Below are 16,632 nucleotides of genomic sequence, written 5' to 3'. Positions count from 1 at the left end.
TGTGTGTATTGACGGACCGTTTTACAAGTGCGGTCAATTATGGTTGGACGTAGCAAAACCCAGAAAGGTACAGGATGACAAGCCAGTTTTCCTTTGAATTGCAGGCCACCGACGGTAAAGCGCGCAAAGGCGTGATAAAAACACCGCGAGGCGAAATCCGCACACCGGCGTTCATGCCTGTGGGCACAGCGGCGACCGTCAAGGCGATGATGCCCGAATCCGTGCGCGCGACCGGGGCCGACATTCTTTTGGGCAATACCTATCATTTGATGCTGCGTCCCACAGCCGAGCGAATTGACCGTCTGGGCGGATTGCACAAGTTCATGAATTGGGACAGGCCCATTCTGACGGACTCGGGCGGATTTCAGGTGATGTCACTGGCGGAGTTGCGCAAGCTCACCGAAGAAGGGGTTGCTTTCAAGAGCCACATTGATGGCTCAAAGCATATGCTCACCCCGGAAAGATCGATGGAGATTCAACGTCTGTTGGGGTCTGACATTGTGATGTGCTTTGACGAATGCCCCGCGCTGCCTGCAGATCGTAAGCGGATCAATGAAAGTATGCAGTTGTCGATGCGATGGGCAAAGCGGTCTCGCGAGGCCTTTGGTGACCGTCCGGGGCATGCGTTGTTTGGCATCCAGCAGGGCGGACTTGAGCAAGACATGCGCGCAGAAAGCGCCGAAGCATTAAAGGCCATCGGGTTCGAGGGCTACGCAGTTGGTGGGCTTGCTGTCGGAGAAGGGCAGGAGGCCATGTTTGGCGTGTTGGACTATGCCCCCGACATGCTGCCAATGGACAGACCACGTTATCTGATGGGTGTGGGCAAACCGGATGACATCGTCGGCGCAGTGGCGCGTGGGATTGATATGATGGATTGCGTGTTGCCCTCGCGATCCGGTCGCACCGGGCAGGTGTTTACGCGCCATGGGGTGGTGAATATCAAAAATGCCCGCCACGCCGACGATCCGCGCCCGCTGGACGAACACTGCACGTGTCCGGCCTGTTCGAACTATAGCCGCGCCTATCTGCACCACGTGTTCCGCGCCAACGAGATGATCTCGGGCATGTTGCTGACATGGCATAACCTGCACTACTTCCAAGAGATCATGCAGGGCATGCGGGATGCGATTGAGGGGGGGACGTTTGAAGCCTGGCAGGTTGCCTTCCACGAGGGGCGGGCACAGGGCGATATTGAACCTTTTTAACTCAGGAGGGATCGATTGGCGCTCCCACGGTTGCGCGGATCGCCCCACCCACCATCCCGCAAATCTGTGGATAAGTTTCTGCTGCTTTGGTGCAATGGCTGCTTGCCGTTCCTTTGTGGGAAAGGCATTGTAGATGCCACCAACTGGAACGGTTGAAATCTGTGGGAGCCAACCCCAGTTTTAATATCCAGGAAACGGAAACGGCCAAAAGGTTGCCTAAAATGGGGCCAGTGTCGTTTTGCCAAGAACAAGGACCGAGCATGCTAGAGCCACTCAATTCATCCTATCCTGTGCTGCCATTGCGCGACATTGTGGTATTTCCACATATGATTGTGCCGCTTTTTGTGGGACGCGACAAATCGGTCCGTGCCCTCGAAGAAGTGATGCAGGACGACAAACAAATTCTTTTGTCGAGCCAGATTGACCCGGCCGAGGACGACCCGGAAGCGGACGGCATTTACCGTGCCGGCGTTTTGGCTAATGTTTTGCAATTGCTGAAGCTGCCTGACGGCACCGTGAAGGTGCTGGTCGAAGGGGTGGCACGGGTTGCGATTACCGATTTCATCGAGAACGGCTCGTTCTTTGAAGCCACGGCTGAGCATCTTTCGGAACTCCCCGGCGATGCGGCCACGATCGAAGCGTTGCTGCGCACGGTTGGAGATGAATTTGAGCGTTACGCCAAGGTCAAAAAGAACATCCCAGAAGAAGCTCTGGCGGCTGTTGCCGAGACTGTAGAGCCCGCCAAGCTGGCCGATCTTGTGTCTGGTCACCTGGGCATTGAGGTTGAACAAAAACAGGAGCTGCTGGAGACGCTGTCGGTCAGCGAAAGGCTTGAGAAAGTCTATGGGCTGATGCAGGGCGAAATGAGCGTTCTGCAGGTCGAGAAAAAGATCAAAACACGCGTCAAATCTCAGATGGAGAAGACCCAGCGCGAATATTATCTGAATGAGCAGATGAAGGCCATTCAGAAGGAACTTGGGGATGGCGAAGATGGCTCGAACGAAGTCGCCGAGCTGGAACAGAAGATCAACGAGACCAAACTGTCGAAAGAAGCCCGTGAAAAGGCAGAGGCCGAGCTGAAAAAGCTCAAGAACATGTCGCCGATGAGCGCCGAAGCGACTGTGGTGCGCAACTATCTTGATTGGATGCTTGCCATTCCGTGGGGCAATAAATCCCGCGTGAAAAAGGATTTGAGCAAAGCTCAGAAAATCCTGGATGACGACCACTATGGTTTAGAGAAAGTCAAAGAACGCATCGTTGAATATCTTGCGGTGCAACAGCGTTCGAAAAAGCTCAAAGGCCCGATTATGTGCCTTGTGGGCCCTCCCGGTGTTGGGAAAACCTCGCTTGGGAAATCGGTCGCACGGGCGACAGGACGTGAGTTTATCCGTATCTCATTGGGTGGCGTGCGCGACGAGAGCGAAATCCGCGGTCACCGTCGTACTTACATTGGGTCAATGCCGGGTAAAATCATTCAGGCGTTGAAAAAGGCGAAAACCACGAATCCGCTGATCTTGCTCGATGAAATCGACAAGATGGGGCAGGATTTCCGTGGCGATCCAGCATCTGCCATGCTCGAAGTGTTGGATCCCGAACAAAACTCAACCTTTGTCGATCACTACATGGAGGTCGAATATGATCTCTCGAACGTGATGTTCCTGACCACGGCGAACTCCTACAACATGCCGGGACCATTGCTGGACCGAATGGAAATCATTCCGCTGGCCGGTTACACCGAAGACGAGAAGCGCGAGATCGCGCGCCAGCATTTGTTGAGTAAAGTGGTTAAGAACCACGGCCTGACAAAGGGCGAGTTCGAGGTCACGGATGGTGCTTTGAACGAAATGATCCGCCGCTATACGCGGGAAGCGGGTGTGCGCAACCTTGAGCGCGAATTGGCCAAATTGTCCCGCAAGTCGGTGACTATGATCGTCAAGAAGGAAGCCGAGAAAGTTGTGGTGACCGAGGACAATCTTGACGAGTTCCTTGGCGTCAAGAAATACCGCTATGGGCTTGCTGAACAGGAAGATCAGGTCGGTGTTGTCACTGGCCTGGCCTGGACCAGTGTTGGCGGCGATTTGTTGCATATCGAAGCCCTTAAGTTGCCGGGCAAAGGTCGGATGAAGACCACTGGCAAACTGGGCGACGTCATGAAAGAGTCGATTGATGCGGCGTCTTCCTATGTGCGTTCAATCTCTCCAAAGATTGGCGTTAAGCCGCCTCAGTTTGAGAAGTTCGATATTCACGTGCACGTGCCCGATGGCGCGACACCAAAAGACGGCCCTTCGGCTGGGTTGGCCATGGTAACATCCATCGTTTCTGTGCTGACCGGTATTCCTGTGCGCCGTGACATTGCCATGACCGGCGAAGTCAGTCTGCGTGGTAATGCGATGCCGATCGGTGGCTTGAAAGAGAAACTTCTCGCGGCGCTGCGTGGAGGCATCAAAACGGTGTTAATCCCTGAAGAGAACGAAAAAGATCTGGCCGAGATTCCGGACAATGTGAAGGAAGGGTTGGAAATCATTCCTGTGACGCATGTGTCCGAAGTGTTGAAGCTGGCGCTTGTCGGTGAGCCTGAGGCCGTCGAATGGGACGAAGCTGCCGAAGCGGCGGCACTATTGGCCAAGGGCGACGGGGCAGGGGCCACAGCCCACTAAATGCGCGCGAATTTACCGTAGATAAGACTTTGAAAGGGCGTGGAGGTTTCCGCGTCCTTTTTGCATTTTTACCTTGATGCAAAGGTGGTTTGAGCTGAGTGCTACAATCTGCAGGGTAGTATCGTTTCGTTTTGCCTGCTAGGCTGTTTCCAAATAAAAACAATGAGGTGACGAGTCATGGCTAAACCAACAACAGGTACACAAAGCGTTTCGACAGCTTCGGCAAAAGCGACAAAAAGCGTGCCCAAGGTCAAGTCTTCCACCAGTTCCACCGCAAAAACCACTCCGCGCAAAGCTCCGCCCAAACCGGCATCGCAGGCTAATCCTGTGGTGGTCACCGCATCCGAACCCGTTGTGTCGGCGCCGGAGCTGAAAAAGAAAGACTTGATTGATGCCGTGGTTGAACAATCCGGCATCAAAAAGAAATTCGCCAAACCTGTGATCGAAGCGACGCTGGCGGTGCTAGGAGAAACACTGGCCGATGGGCGTGGTTTGAATTTGCGACCCTTCGGTAAAATGAAGATTCAACGCTCCAAAGATGTGTCCAACGGCAAAGTTATGACTGTGCGTGTCCGCCAACCACTCGAGAGAACAGTCTCGATTGAGGGGCTTGCCGACAGTGATGAGCAAAGCTAAACAGCGCCATCCGGGTCGTTAGCTCAGTTGGTAGAGCGCTTCGTTTACACCGAAGATGTCGGGAGTTCGAGCCTCTCACGACCCACCACTCCCGATCATGTCGTTTATGGCTGATTTGCTGACTAGGCGTCAGGGGCACAAACGCTTTGCCCGGTGTCGGTTGTCATCACGCTATAACCATCCATACAATGCGCATTGCCGGTTTTGTCAAAACTAGGTTGGGCATAAACGGGCTCGGGTTCCGGCAGTGCACAGGCTGATACAGTCAAGGCAACTGCGCAAAACAGGGCGGATAATCTGATCATTGTTTTCTTTCTTTAATGAGAATTATCAAATCGCGTTGTCATAGCAGTACAAGTTGCGAATTTTCCCTAATAGGACCGGCGGAATCACGCACATCATGTACTGAGTGAAAAAACTTTCGCGGCGCTTTGATAACCGCTTGACGCGCCACGCGGCCCGGCATAAACCACGGCTCACGCTTCGGGGCATGGCCTTGTTGCGGGTAGTGGGCGGTTGTAGCTCAGTTGGTTAGAGTGCCGGCCTGTCACGCCGGAGGTCGCGGGTTCGAGCCCCGTCAACCGCGCCATCACTACCAGCCCTGATCCGGGTCAATGGATCGCGTCGAAAGACAAAATGCGCGGTTGTAGCTCAGCTGGTTAGAGTGCCGGCCTGTCACGCCGGAGGTCGCGGGTTCGAGCCCCGTCAACCGCGCCATTTTCTTCTCTCTGGAATGCTTGCTATGAAAGCCCTAGACAACCTGTCCTGGCCCATCGTGATCCTTGTGGCGCTGACCCTTGGCCTCGCCCCATTCACGCCCGAGCCGCATATCTGGGAAAAACTGAAACTCTTGGCTGTCGGAGAGTTGGTGAAGCCCATCGACTGGTTCGATTTCGTTCTGCACGGCGCACCCTGGGTGGTGTTGGTTCTTAAGGCAGCGCAGACGGTCCGAAAGCAGGTTGACTGAAGTCGCTTTCGAGTAGGCTGGTGTCATTGTCTGTTATTCGAACAAAACTGCCGTTGCCAAGAGCTCTATTTTTAGAGCTTGGCACATCGATTTATCCACCAGAAAACAGATCATTCCCGACATCATTCAGTAAGGTTCGCGATGGAAAATCCATGGTCGTCAAACCTCCGTCTACGATAAGGGTTTGACCGGTTACAAAAGACGCATCCTCCGAAGCCAGAAAAGTAACCGCCCCAGCAATTTCGGCTCCGGTTCCCACACGGCCCAGCAGAGAAGGTGGTAACTCCCATGACCCATCCGCGTTGCCGGATGCATGAACAGTGGCATCCGTCGAAATCCATCCCGGGCTAATGGCATTCACACGTACAGGCGCAGCTTCAGTCGCAAATGAGCGGGTTAAGGCTTCGACACCTGCTTTGGAAACTCCATAGAGTCCCCAGTTACCGTGCATCGCGGCAGTAGAAGATATGTTGATTACGTTACCTCCACTTTTCTTCAGCAAGGGCAAACAATACGCGGTCATGTAGTACGTTGCATCCAAATTTGCCCCACGCCACCGATCCCAACGAATGCCCGGGGTATCGTCTGGATTAACTGCTGTTCGCCGAGTTCCAAGCCCCGCGTTGTTTACGAGAACATCAAGTTTGCCCAATTGCCCCACGGCATCCCGAACTGCTGCTTCCGAACTTAAGTCAATTTGCAAAAACTCACTTTCCGCGCCCAGGTCCTTGATTTTGGCGACCGCCGCCGAGCCCTTACCTGGATCACGCCCCACTAAAATCATATGGGCCCCTTCGCGTGCAAATCGTTCAGCTATAGCCAACCCAATGCCAGAGTTTCCTCCGGTAATAAGCACGACCTTTTCAGTAAATCGCATCATTGCCCGTTCCCCTTCCAAAAACCGTGAACCGTATATGACGGTTGCACCAATCACTTTCTGCGACAAGAGACGATTGTAGGGGCAGAAAGTTAGTCTTTTTTGGGCTCAATACTGTCATTCAACATTCAAAATATGGCCGCGCTAATCAAAGCGCGGCCATTTTGTTTCTTCAGGAAGCTTTCCGGGGTGTTACTTTGTCAATTCCGCGAGGATACGCGCCCAGCTGCGCGTGCCTTTGTGAAAGCTTTCCAGGTCGTATTTTTCATTGGGTGAATGGATCTGGTCATCATCCTTGCCAAACCCGATCAGCATGGCATCCACGCCCAGAATGTCTTTGAAGAACCCGGCAATCGGGATGGACCCGCCACAGCCGACATACGCCGCAGGACGGGGCCATTCATCTGACAAGGCTTTGCGGGCCTTGTCAAAGGCTGGGTCTTCGACCGACATCTGAGAAGCAGGCGAGCCCTTTTCGGTGCGATACTCCACCGTGAATCCATTTGGTAGATTGCCTTCTAAATAGGTGCGAAACGCTTCACGAATTTTGTTCGGGTCTTGCTGACCCACCAGCCGGAAGGAAAGCTTAGCCGAAGCCTGACTTGGCAGAACGGTTTTGAAACCGTCGCCGGTATAGCCTCCCCAGATACCGTTCACATCACAGGTTGGACGCGACCAGATTTGCTCAAGCGGCGTGCGGTCTTGTTCCCCGGCGGGTGCTTTCAATCCAACGTCGCCCAGATAGGTCTTGTGATCAAAGTTCAACCCCTGCCATTGGCTGCGAATCTCGTCTGAGAGTTCGGGCACATCGTCATAGAATCCGGGCAAGGTCACCGCACCGGTGTCGTCCTGCAGTCCGGCCAGAATATTGGTCAGCACCCGAATCGGATTCATCGCAATGCCACCATACATGCCCGAATGTAAATCGCGGCTGGGGCCGGTGATGGTAAAGTCTTCACCCAACAGCCCACGCAGTTGTGTGGTGATCGCCGGCACTGCACTTTCAAAAAGGCCTGTGTCACAGATCAAGGCAATGTCGGTGGTCAGCTCGGCGGCATTTTCCTGCATGAACGGCACCAAAGACGGAGACCCTGATTCTTCTTCGCCTTCAAAGAAAAAGGTAATTTTGCAGGGCAGGGCGCCGTATTCGGCTTTCCACGCACGGCAAGCCTCAACAAAAGTCATCAACTGGCCCTTGTCATCGGACGACCCGCGCCCGCGAATGACCTTGCCCGCAGCGGTGTCTTCGATCTGTGGATCAAACGGATCACGATCCCAAAGATCCAGCGGATCGACAGGCTGCACATCGTAATGTCCATAAAACAATAGGTGAGGCCCGTCACCTTCGATATGTCCCACAACCATCGGATGACCGGGGGTAGGGCGTTTTTGTGCGGTGACTCCAAGGGATTGCAGATCTGCAACCAACCAATCTGCCGCACGATCACAGTCGGCAGCAAAGGCCGGATCGGTCGAGATTGAGGGGATTTTTAACAGATCGATAAGGCGATCGGTGGCAGCGTCCAGATCGGCATCAATACGGGCCAAAACGTTTTCAAGTGACATGTGGTACAGTCCTGTCATGGAAGGGGTTGAGATTAGTTTGAGCTAAGCCTATCAGTCCCGACAGCGCTGTCCAGAAGGCTTGACCTAGGTCAAGGAGAGGGTAGCGGCAATATGCGACCTGTTGCGCTGATGAGGCGCGCGATATATGCATTCACGAACTTGAATGATTACGAGCTGGAAACGCGCAACCTCCTGGCTCGTGATTTGACTGCGGAGGAATACCTGTGGATTATTCGGCTAAGCTAGATGAGGCCATCCAGCAACTGCATGACGAAGGCCGTTATCGTACCTTTATTGATATCGAACGTGAGCAGGGCAATTTTCCGCATGCCGTCTGGAACAAACCGGATGGAACCAAACAACCTGTGACCGTTTGGTGTGGCAACGACTATCTGGGCATGGGCCAAAATCCTGTTGTGATGGATGCCATGCACGAAGCGATCAAAGCCACTGGTTCCGGTTCGGGGGGTACTCGCAATATTTCGGGCACCACGGCCTATCACAAACGCCTTGAGGCTGAACTGGCTGACTTGCATGGCAAGGAATCGGCGCTGTTGTTCACCTCAGCCTACATCGCCAATGATGCAACGCTTTCGACGCTGCCAAAACTGTTCCCCGGCCTGATCATCTATTCGGATGCGCTGAATCATGCCTCGATGATTGAGGGCGTGCGTCGCAATGGTGGCGCCAAACGCGTGTTCCGTCACAACGATGTTGAGCACCTGCGCGAATTGCTGGAAGCAGACGATCCTGACGCGCCAAAACTGATCGCTTTTGAATCAATCTATTCCATGGACGGCGATTTTGGCCCCATCGAAGCGATTTGTGACATCGCGGATGAATTTGGTGCCCTGACCTATATCGACGAGGTGCACGCTGTTGGTATGTATGGCCCACGCGGCGGTGGCATCACCGAACGTGACCGTCTGGCGCATCGCGTCGATATCATTAATGGCACATTGGCCAAGGCTTATGGTGTCATGGGCGGCTATATCACCGCGACAGATAAGATGTGTGACGCAATCCGCTCTTACGCTCCTGGCTTTATCTTTACCACGTCTTTGCCACCTGCCGTCGCTGCAGGGGCGGCTGCATCCGTGCACCATCTGAAATCCGATCAGGACCGTCGTGATCAGCAACAGCAGCAGGCGAAAATCCTGAAGTTGCGTCTTAAGGGACTTGGTCTGCCGATCATCGATCATGGCAGCCATATCGTTCCGGTCATGGTGGGCGACCCTGTCCATACCAAAGCCTTGTCGGACATGTTGTTGGATCAGTTCGGGATTTATGTCCAACCGATCAATTTCCCAACCGTTCCTCGTGGCACTGAACGCCTGCGGTTCACACCATCGCCAGTGCATGGGCCCGAGGAAATGGACAAGCTGGTGAATGCTCTGGATGAGTTGTGGTCGCACTGTGCGCTGAATCGTGCCGAGTTGGCGGGCTAACCCCCGTCGCAGGTGCAATAATTGTTGCACTATGTTACCGTAGCCTCAACAAAGGGCCCGATCCGAATCGGGAAAGATAACGGATCGGCATTGCAGTGAGGCGAACGGCATGATCAGGCGCAAGGGACAGCGCAAATCAGAAGAGCCAGAGGTAGGCCCCAAGGGATTCGACGATTACGATCTTCGTCTTGGGGACATGATGCGCGGGGAACGCGCGACTTTGGGGAAATCTTTATTGGACGTGCAACGCGAGTTGCGCATCCGTGCAGCATATATTTCTGCCATCGAAAACAGCGACCCTTCGGCCTTTGAGACACCCGGCTTTATCGCAGGCTATGTGCGGTCTTATGCACGCTATCTGGGCATGGATCCTGAAACGTCCTTTGAAACCTTTTGCCGCGAAAGCGGATTTTCAACCGCGCACGGCATGTCCGCCGAAGCGTCGACAATTCGCAAGTCGGATGGCCCTGTTACAGCAGTCGAAACAGATCCTTTCAAAAAACCAGTTCTGCCGTTCACGCCCGAGCAGGAATCCCTGCTTTCGCGGATTGAACCGCGTGCCATCGGATCGTCGTTGGTGCTGGTGGCTTTGATTGCCGCAATTGGCTATGGCGGCTGGTCGGCTTTGAATGAAATTCAACGAGTCACGCTGGCTCCGGTGGACCAAACGCCGGTCGTGGCTTCGGATCTTGATCCTCTGAAAGAGGCGACCGCCTCATCCGGTGCGAGCGTTGTCGGGTTCTCGGCTTCGGCTGATGCTCTGGACCGCCTTTATCGTCCCGAAGCGCTGGATGTACCGGTGATGGTGGCGCGTGATGCGCCCATCTCGACGCTCGATCCGTCTTCGATCGGACTGTTCACACCTGACACGCCTGTTCTTATGGCTCAGTCGGACACGTCCACGACGCGATCTACTCCGCAAGTGCTTGAGGCCGGGTCTTCGGAAATCGTTCTTATGGCCGTGCGCCCGGCTTGGGTGCGTGTGCGGGCGGCGGATGGCTCGGTTATCTTGGAGAAAATCCTTGATGCGGGTGAAGAGTTTACTCTACCAACCACCGAAGAAGCCCCAACTTTAAGCGCTGGGATGAGTGGATCAGTTTATTTCAAACTGAACGGAGCGCTGTTTGGTCCGGCTGGCAGTGGGGCCAACCGGATTGGCGATCTGGCGCTGGACCGTGATGCTTTGATGCAGAATTATGATCTGGCTGATCTGGGTGGCGATCCTGAACTGGCGCGGATTGTGGCCGAGGCTGATGCCGCGGCGTTGGCGGGTAATTAATCCCCCCATTGCCCCCTTCCCAGAACCGACATACATAAGCCCTGAACCATAGCTGGTGAGGGGCTTTTTCATGTCGATCAATCATATTCGTCCATGGCGCAACATTGAACGGCGCAAGTCCCGGCAAATCCACGTGGGCAATGTGCCAGTAGGGGGCGATGCGCCGATTGCTGTGCAGACCATGACCAACACTGACAGCTCGGATGTCAAAGCGACCGTGGGACAAGTTCTGGCGGCCGCCGAAGCCGGGGCTGACATCGTGCGTGTCTCGACCCCGGATGCCGCAGCAACTGCTGCTCTCAAAGAGGTGGTGCGCGAAAGCCCGGTGCCGATCGTCGCCGACATCCACTTCCACTATAAACGCGCCATCGAAGCTGCCGAGGCTGGCGCGGCCTGTCTGCGCATCAATCCGGGCAATATCGGTGATGAAAAACGGGTAAAAGACGTCATCCAGGCCGCCAAGGACCATGGATGTTCTATCCGTATTGGTGTGAACGCGGGCTCGCTGGAAAAACACCTGCTCGACAAATACGGCGAACCTTGCCCGGATGCGATGGTCGAAAGCGGTCTTGAGCATATCCGGATCCTCGAAGACAATGATTTCCACGAATACAAAATCAGCGTCAAAGCCTCAGATGTCTTCATGACGGCCGCTGCCTATCAGCAATTGGCCGAAGCCACCGATGCGCCAATTCATCTGGGCGTGACCGAGGCGGGTGGCTTTGTCAGTGGCACGATCAAATCTGCCATTGGCCTGGGTCAACTTCTTTGGATGGGGATTGGCGACACAATCCGCGTCAGCCTAAGTGCTGATCCGGTGGAAGAGGTCAAAGTCGGCTTTGAAATCCTGAAATCACTGGGCCTGCGTCACCGCGGCGTCAATATTATTTCCTGCCCGTCCTGCGCACGTCAGGGCTTTGACGTCATCAAGACAGTTGAGGCGCTTGAGATGCGTCTGGCGCATATTCACACCCCAATGAGCCTGTCGATCATTGGCTGCGTGGTGAATGGTCCGGGCGAGGCGTTGATGACAGATGTGGGCTTTACGGGCGGTGGCGCCGGATCGGGCATGGTTTATCTGGCAGGCAAACAAAGCCACAAACTGTCCAATGACCAGATGGTCGATCACATCGTCGAACAGGTCGAAAAACGCGCCACTGAAATCGAAGCGACACTGGTAGAGGGCTAACTGTCCTCATCTTTCGAGTTTTCTAAACACTCTGGGGTGAGCATGGTCTTTGCTAGGCAAAGGCCACGGGAAGGGAAACGCCCTTTGCTCTCCACTCATGAGGTCCGGGTGATCAGCCGTCACGTTTTCCTGCCACAAGCGCCCGCATCACATCCAAAGGTGCATAGCCGCGCAACAACTCGTCTTTCATGACGAAAGTCGGCGTGCCCGAAATGCTGAGCCGCGCTGCAAGGGCCCGGGTCTTGGCGATTTCTTCGGCAACGTCGTCCGTGTCCATCTGGTCCATGATGGCCTCAGAATCATATCCCAAAGCCTCGGCCAGACGTGACAATGCGGTTGGAGTCACTTCTCCCTTCATCGCCATCAACGCATCATGGGTGTCTGCATAGGCGTCATTGCCTTCAACCTGTTTCACAGCCACAGCAAAGCGCGAAGCCAAGACCGAATCTTCGCCCAGAATAGGCAGTTCTTTGTAAATCAGGCGGATATTGCCATCCGACTCGACCAGTTCCTTGACTTCGCCATGTGCCTTTTTGCAATACCCGCAGCGATAATCCAGAAACTCAACCAGCGTGATATCTCCATCGGGATTGCCACCAACCCAGCTATAGCCATCGTCAAAGATTTCGGATGCGTAAGCCTGAACCAAATCCATATCGTTGGCGGCCTCGGCAGCGGCGTCCCGTTGGCGCAGCACCTCCACGGCTTCCATGATCACCTCAGGGTTCTCCATCAGGTAGGCACGAACTTCGGCACGAAAAGCCTGTCGTTCTGCATCGCTCATGGCATCAAGGTCCAGGGCCAGTGCTGGCCATGCAATCAGCGACATGGCCGCGGCTTTGGTCAGGGTGCGGATCATTGGGTACTCCGTTTCAATTTCTCTTTGGGTCCGCACGTTTCGCGGCCATTATGATATCTTCTGCCCGGCGCCAAGCGCTTGAGCCGCGCGGCAGCAATCCGCTCGCACGTTTGGCGTGAATTTCTGCATCTTTCAAGCGGCCCTGCAATGCGTATCTTTCTGCAGTTGCAAGTGAGGCTTGCCCGTTTTGTCCGGTTTCGGCATAGGCCTGCCCCAAATCGCGCAGCATACGTGCGTCGCGAAAGTCACGCGAGCGGGCCTTTTCCAATGCTGCCAGCGCATCTTTGCTGCGGCCTGCTGCCAGCAGGGATCGCCCATACCCCGCCAGACAAAGGGCGTTATCAGGCTCCAGTTCTACTGCGCGTTCATAGGCTGTGACGGCGTCCTTGAAATGACGGGTTTCCAAAAGGATCTGCCCCTTAAGTTCATAATAGAAAGGATCATTCGGGCGCAGTTCCAATGCTTGGTTAATTTTGGCGCGGGCCCGGCCGCTGTCTGATAGTTTCAGATAAGCAATCGCTTCACGCATGGCGCGGATATCTTGGGTGGGGCTTTCGTCGGCGCGTTGCAGTGTCCATTTGGCCGAGCGCGAAAAGGCCGAAGCCTTGCCACGGGCGCGGTGAAACCAGTAACTCGCGTCTGGCTGGGGTTTTGGAGTTCCGCTGTAGGTGTCCACAAAGTTTTGCATGGCGCGCATCCGATCCCGCGAGAGCGGGTGCGATCGCACATAAGGGTCCTGACGGGATGTGTTCAGCAGCTCTTGGCCGCGAAACATGTCGTGCACTTCGACAGCACCGCGCGGATCGACACCACTGCGTGCCATGTAGCGCACGCCAGATTGATCTGCCGCGGCTTCTTCGGCGCGCGTGTGGGCCAGAAAACGACGGTTGGCTGCAGATGTCAGACCCAAAGCCAGCCCGGCGCCTAATTCCCCGTTCCCTGTCGCGGCGGCAACAGCCAGAGCCAACGCCAACCCAAGACTGGCCGCAGATTGCGCGGTTCCCATATTGCTGATCCGGCGGGTGATATGACCATTGGTGATATGGGCTACTTCATGGGCAATCACGGCCTGCAGTTTTTCTGGTGTGTCCAGTTTTTGAAGCATGCCAAGGTGGATAAAGATGTGGTTATTGTCCAAAACAAAGGCGTTCAGGGATTTGTCATTGGCCACGAGAATGCGCACATTGCTGCCGAGCCCTGCTGCAAGCAGAATAGGTTCGGCCACGTGCGCCAAAGCATATTCAATGTCCGGATCGCGGATCAGTGACACAGCGCGCGCCGGAATGGCAGCGACGATCAACGCCAAAGAAAGAAAAACGCCGACCATCAGGCGCAAAGACAGGATTGACGAAGCCGTCATTTCACGTTGAAAGACCATGGGTGCAATAGGAACGAAAAACATGCGGAACTCAAGACGCGGGGAGGTCGATCCCTTTATTGTGATGGACGTGATGGAGGCGGCACGTCAGGCTGAAGCCTCGGGACGTCATATCATCCATATGGAGGTGGGCCAGCCCGGAACGGCGGCTCCGGCTGGCGCTCGGCGGGCTCTTGCCGAAGCGATGGAGCAGGACGCTCTTGGCTATACGGTGGCTTTGGGTATCCCAGAGCTGCGCAAGCGGATCGCCCAGCTTTACGGGGACTGGTACAATGCCGATCTTGATCCAGGGCGTGTGATTGTCACGCCGGGATCGTCGGGGGCCTTCCTGCTGGCCTTTACCGCCCTGTTTGAGGCCGGAGACCGTGTGGCCATTGGGGCGCCGGGTTATCCGTCATATCGACAAATTCTCAAAGCCTTGTCTTTGCAACCGGTTGATTTGCAGACATCGAATGCAAATCTCCTTCAACCTGTGCCTGCCGATTTTGCAGAACTGGACGTGCAGGGATTGATGGTTGCATCACCTGCGAATCCCACGGGTACGATGCTGGACACGCCTGCGATGCAGGCCTTGATCGACGCGGCAGCGTCAAAAAATGCGGCCTTTATCAGTGACGAAATTTATCACGGGGTTGAATATGAAGCCAAGGCCGTAACGGCTCTGGAATTGACCGATGACGCCTATGTCATCAATTCCTTTTCCAAGTATTTTTCCATGACGGGCTGGCGCGTTGGCTGGATGGTGGTGCCAGACGCGCATGTGCGCCTGATTGAGCGTCTGGCCCAGAACATGTTTATCTGTGCACCGCACGCCAGTCAGGTGGCGGCACTTGCGGCGATGGATTGCCACGAAGAGCTGCAGGCCAATATGGATGTCTACCGCGCCAATCGCAAATTGATGGCCGAAGGGCTGCCCAAGGCGGGGTTTGATCGCTTTGCACCACCTGACGGGGCGTTCTATTTTTATGTGGATGTGAGCAAATATACCGACGACAGCCGCGCCTTTGCCCGTGAAATTCTGGACGAGGTTGGCGTGGCGGTGACGCCGGGTTTGGATTTTGATCCGATCCGTGGGGCAGGGACGTTACGATTTTCTTACGCCCGCGCGACCGCTGACATTATCGATGGGCTCGGGCGACTAGAGCGCTTCATGAAGGCGCGCGGTCACGTCTGAGGTGTTCAGGGGCGCACGCGTCGTATAGACTTATGGCCAACAAGAAACCGGAGCACCGGATGAGCAGATTTTTTTCAACGCTTATGGCCATTTTTCTGGCGGGCGCTGCGCTGGCACAGGATTTCAGCGGTCTGGCGCGCATTGATGCCGACAAAAGCCATCTGAGCGACGCGCGACGCGGGGGCGTGAGTCTTGAACTTGCGTTGTCTCAGGGTGTGCCATGGCGGATTTTTCAGTTGGATGATCCACGCCGTCTGGTTCTGGATTTTCGCGAAATTGACTGGGGTGGGTTTGATGCCGCGCTATTGGGCGATGCCAAGGGGGTTGCGGACCTGAGATTTGGTCAGTTTCGCCCCGGTTGGAGCCGTATGGTGCTGGACCTGCAGGACCCGCTGGTTGTGGAAAAGGCCGGAATGCAGGTCAGTGACGTGGACGGAAGTGGCGTTCTGACGGTTGAGTTGCGCCTTGCCGAGCCCGCAGCCTATGCAGCACGCTCCGGCGCACCGTTTGACCCGCGTTGGGATTTGCCTGAACCTGCATTGCAGGCGTCAGACGGTAAGGTGAGGCCTGACTGGGCCCCGATTGTGGTGGTACTTGACCCCGGACATGGCGGGATAGATCCCGGTGCGGAACGTGAGGGGGCTCAGGAAAAGGAACTGATGCTGCGATTTGCCCGCGAAATTCGCGACACCTTGCGCCGCACCGGCGGGTTTGAGGTGATTTTGACCCGTGATGAGGATGTGTTTGTATCGCTTGAACGCCGTGTGTCCATTGCCCATGCCGCAGGTGCAGATGTCTTCATCTCTCTGCACGCGGATTCTCTGCAACAGGGCCATGCAACCGGCGCCACTGTGTACACTCTGTCCGAAGATGCCTCAGATGCGGCCTCGGCTATTTTGGCAGAGCGCCATGACCGATCAGATATTCTTGCGGGAATTGATCTGACTGGCGCGGATGACCGGGTGGCGGATGTTCTTTTAGACTTGGCACGGATGGAGACCCAACCCCGGACCAATTTATTGGCTAAAACTCTGGTGACATCCATGAAAGAAGCCAGCGGAACGCTCAACAAAAAGCCACTTCGACAGGCCGGTTTTTCGGTTCTTACAGCAGCCGATATTCCATCGGTGCTGATCGAGGTTGGATTTTTGTCTTCCAAAGCTGATCTGGAACGACTGCAGGATCCGAATTGGCGAGCGGTCATGGCCGGGGGCATTCGCGACGGGTTGTTGCGTTGGCGCGATGAGGACAAACTGCTGCGGGAGCTTGTGCGCCAATAACGCGACCACAGGCAAAAACGCGCGCAAATCTATCGGGGATGTGTTTTGACCCGGCGCGCGACGAACTATATAGAGTCGTCTCACGATGACGACGCATAAAGCGCAGCCTTCGACGCG

General features: G+C 55.2%; 13 protein-coding genes and 3 tRNA genes. 12 read left to right on the top strand and 4 right to left on the bottom strand.

What is annotated here, in order from left to right; translation table 11 throughout:
* Positions 1-74 precede the first annotated feature (74 nt).
* The 7 genes from tgt (at position 75) to BUC32_RS13585 (ending at position 5,465) form a co-directional block, all read left to right on the top strand.
* Positions 75-1,205, top strand: coding sequence for a tRNA guanosine(34) transglycosylase Tgt (tgt, locus tag BUC32_RS13625; protein ID WP_073253810.1), 1,131 nt, complete (start codon positions 75-77; stop codon positions 1,203-1,205).
* Between the two features lie 260 nt (positions 1,206-1,465).
* Entirely contained in the window at positions 1,466-3,862 is a 2,397-nt protein-coding gene (gene lon, locus BUC32_RS13615) for an endopeptidase La (protein WP_073253805.1), read from the top strand.
* Positions 3,863-4,039: 177 nt separating this feature from the next.
* Positions 4,040-4,498 carry an HU family DNA-binding protein gene (locus tag BUC32_RS13610; RefSeq protein WP_175556942.1) on the top strand — a complete coding sequence of 153 codons (459 nt, stop codon included), beginning with the start codon at positions 4,040-4,042 and terminating at the stop codon, positions 4,496-4,498.
* A gap of 12 nt (positions 4,499-4,510) precedes the next feature.
* Positions 4,511-4,586: transfer RNA gene (locus BUC32_RS13605), tRNA-Val, on the top strand.
* A gap of 424 nt (positions 4,587-5,010) precedes the next feature.
* A tRNA-Asp gene (locus BUC32_RS13595) sits at positions 5,011-5,087 on the top strand.
* 51 nt (positions 5,088-5,138) lie between these two features.
* Positions 5,139-5,215: transfer RNA gene (locus tag BUC32_RS13590), tRNA-Asp, on the top strand.
* Positions 5,216-5,240: 25 nt separating this feature from the next.
* Complete coding sequence (locus BUC32_RS13585) at positions 5,241-5,465, top strand: RND transporter (protein ID WP_073253798.1); 225 nt, start codon at positions 5,241-5,243, stop codon at positions 5,463-5,465.
* A gap of 91 nt (positions 5,466-5,556) precedes the next feature.
* On the opposite strand, the gene BUC32_RS13580 is transcribed toward BUC32_RS13585, so the two are convergent.
* Together BUC32_RS13580 and BUC32_RS13575 are read right to left on the bottom strand one after the other, a co-directional pair.
* Positions 5,557-6,345 (bottom strand): SDR family NAD(P)-dependent oxidoreductase, encoded by a 789-nt coding sequence (locus BUC32_RS13580; RefSeq protein ID WP_220387632.1) that lies wholly within the window; start codon positions 6,343-6,345, stop codon positions 5,557-5,559.
* Positions 6,346-6,534: 189 nt separating this feature from the next.
* A complete protein-coding gene (locus tag BUC32_RS13575) occupies positions 6,535-7,908 on the bottom strand; it encodes a M20/M25/M40 family metallo-hydrolase (RefSeq protein WP_073253795.1) in 1,374 nt (457 codons plus the stop codon).
* 224 nt (positions 7,909-8,132) lie between these two features.
* Here BUC32_RS13575 and hemA point away from each other — a divergent pair, with 224 nt between their 5' ends.
* The 3 genes from hemA to ispG all read left to right on the top strand — a co-directional run bounded on the left by hemA (position 8,133) and on the right by ispG (position 11,824).
* Entirely contained in the window at positions 8,133-9,356 is a 1,224-nt protein-coding gene (gene hemA / locus BUC32_RS13570; RefSeq protein WP_073253792.1) for a 5-aminolevulinate synthase, read from the top strand.
* A gap of 109 nt (positions 9,357-9,465) precedes the next feature.
* A complete protein-coding gene (locus tag BUC32_RS13565) occupies positions 9,466-10,635 on the top strand; it encodes a helix-turn-helix domain-containing protein (RefSeq protein WP_073253789.1) in 1,170 nt (389 codons plus the stop codon).
* Between the two features lie 70 nt (positions 10,636-10,705).
* Positions 10,706-11,824, top strand: coding sequence for a flavodoxin-dependent (E)-4-hydroxy-3-methylbut-2-enyl-diphosphate synthase (gene ispG, locus BUC32_RS13560; RefSeq protein WP_073253786.1), 1,119 nt, complete (start codon positions 10,706-10,708; stop codon positions 11,822-11,824).
* A 112-nt stretch (positions 11,825-11,936) separates the two neighbouring features.
* Here the strand turns inward: ispG and BUC32_RS13555 are convergent, their stop codons facing one another.
* Together BUC32_RS13555 and BUC32_RS13550 are read right to left on the bottom strand one after the other, a co-directional pair.
* Entirely contained in the window at positions 11,937-12,683 is a 747-nt protein-coding gene (locus tag BUC32_RS13555; protein ID WP_073253783.1) for a DsbA family protein, read from the bottom strand.
* A gap of 13 nt (positions 12,684-12,696) precedes the next feature.
* On the bottom strand, positions 12,697-14,085 hold the full coding sequence (locus BUC32_RS13550; protein ID WP_073253780.1) for a M48 family metalloprotease: 1,389 nt from the start codon (positions 14,083-14,085) through the stop codon (positions 12,697-12,699).
* On the opposite strand from BUC32_RS13550, the gene BUC32_RS13545 reads away from it, so the two are divergent.
* Both BUC32_RS13545 and BUC32_RS13540 read left to right on the top strand, forming a co-directional pair.
* Positions 14,084-15,235 carry a pyridoxal phosphate-dependent aminotransferase gene (locus tag BUC32_RS13545; RefSeq protein ID WP_073253916.1) on the top strand — a complete coding sequence of 384 codons (1,152 nt, stop codon included), beginning with the start codon at positions 14,084-14,086 and terminating at the stop codon, positions 15,233-15,235. The two genes, BUC32_RS13550 and BUC32_RS13545, sit on opposite strands and share 2 nt — an antisense overlap.
* A 59-nt stretch (positions 15,236-15,294) precedes the next feature.
* Positions 15,295-16,515 (top strand): N-acetylmuramoyl-L-alanine amidase, encoded by a 1,221-nt coding sequence (locus tag BUC32_RS13540; protein ID WP_073253913.1) that lies wholly within the window; start codon positions 15,295-15,297, stop codon positions 16,513-16,515.
* Positions 16,516-16,632 lie beyond the last annotated feature (117 nt).

This window comes from Shimia gijangensis, assembly GCF_900142085.1.
Lineage (GTDB): Bacteria > Pseudomonadota > Alphaproteobacteria > Rhodobacterales > Rhodobacteraceae > Shimia > Shimia gijangensis.
Note: the sequence above shows the minus strand (reverse complement) of the source record. Positions and strands in the feature narration are given on the sequence as shown.

What these genes read in the sequence shown, in the direction of transcription:
- BUC32_RS13565 (WP_073253789.1), top strand. Translation starts at nt 9,466, where the DNA reads ATGATCAGGCGCAAGGGACAGCGCAAATCAGAAGAGCCAGAGGTAGGC.
- BUC32_RS13610 (WP_175556942.1), top strand. Translation starts at nt 4,040, where the DNA reads ATGGCTAAACCAACAACAGGTACACAAAGCGTTTCGACAGCTTCGGCA.
- BUC32_RS13555 (WP_073253783.1), bottom strand. Translation starts at nt 12,683, where the DNA reads ATGATCCGCACCCTGACCAAAGCCGCGGCCATGTCGCTGATTGCATGG.
- BUC32_RS13550 (WP_073253780.1), bottom strand. Translation starts at nt 14,085, where the DNA reads ATGTTTTTCGTTCCTATTGCACCCATGGTCTTTCAACGTGAAATGACG.
- BUC32_RS13545 (WP_073253916.1), top strand. Translation starts at nt 14,084, where the DNA reads ATGCGGAACTCAAGACGCGGGGAGGTCGATCCCTTTATTGTGATGGAC.
- BUC32_RS13585 (WP_073253798.1), top strand. Translation starts at nt 5,241, where the DNA reads ATGAAAGCCCTAGACAACCTGTCCTGGCCCATCGTGATCCTTGTGGCG.
- ispG (WP_073253786.1), top strand. Translation starts at nt 10,706, where the DNA reads ATGTCGATCAATCATATTCGTCCATGGCGCAACATTGAACGGCGCAAG.
- BUC32_RS13575 (WP_073253795.1), bottom strand. Translation starts at nt 7,908, where the DNA reads ATGTCACTTGAAAACGTTTTGGCCCGTATTGATGCCGATCTGGACGCT.
- tgt (WP_073253810.1), top strand. Translation starts at nt 75, where the DNA reads ATGACAAGCCAGTTTTCCTTTGAATTGCAGGCCACCGACGGTAAAGCG.
- lon (WP_073253805.1), top strand. Translation starts at nt 1,466, where the DNA reads ATGCTAGAGCCACTCAATTCATCCTATCCTGTGCTGCCATTGCGCGAC.
- BUC32_RS13580 (WP_220387632.1), bottom strand. Translation starts at nt 6,345, where the DNA reads ATGATGCGATTTACTGAAAAGGTCGTGCTTATTACCGGAGGAAACTCT.
- BUC32_RS13540 (WP_073253913.1), top strand. Translation starts at nt 15,295, where the DNA reads ATGAGCAGATTTTTTTCAACGCTTATGGCCATTTTTCTGGCGGGCGCT.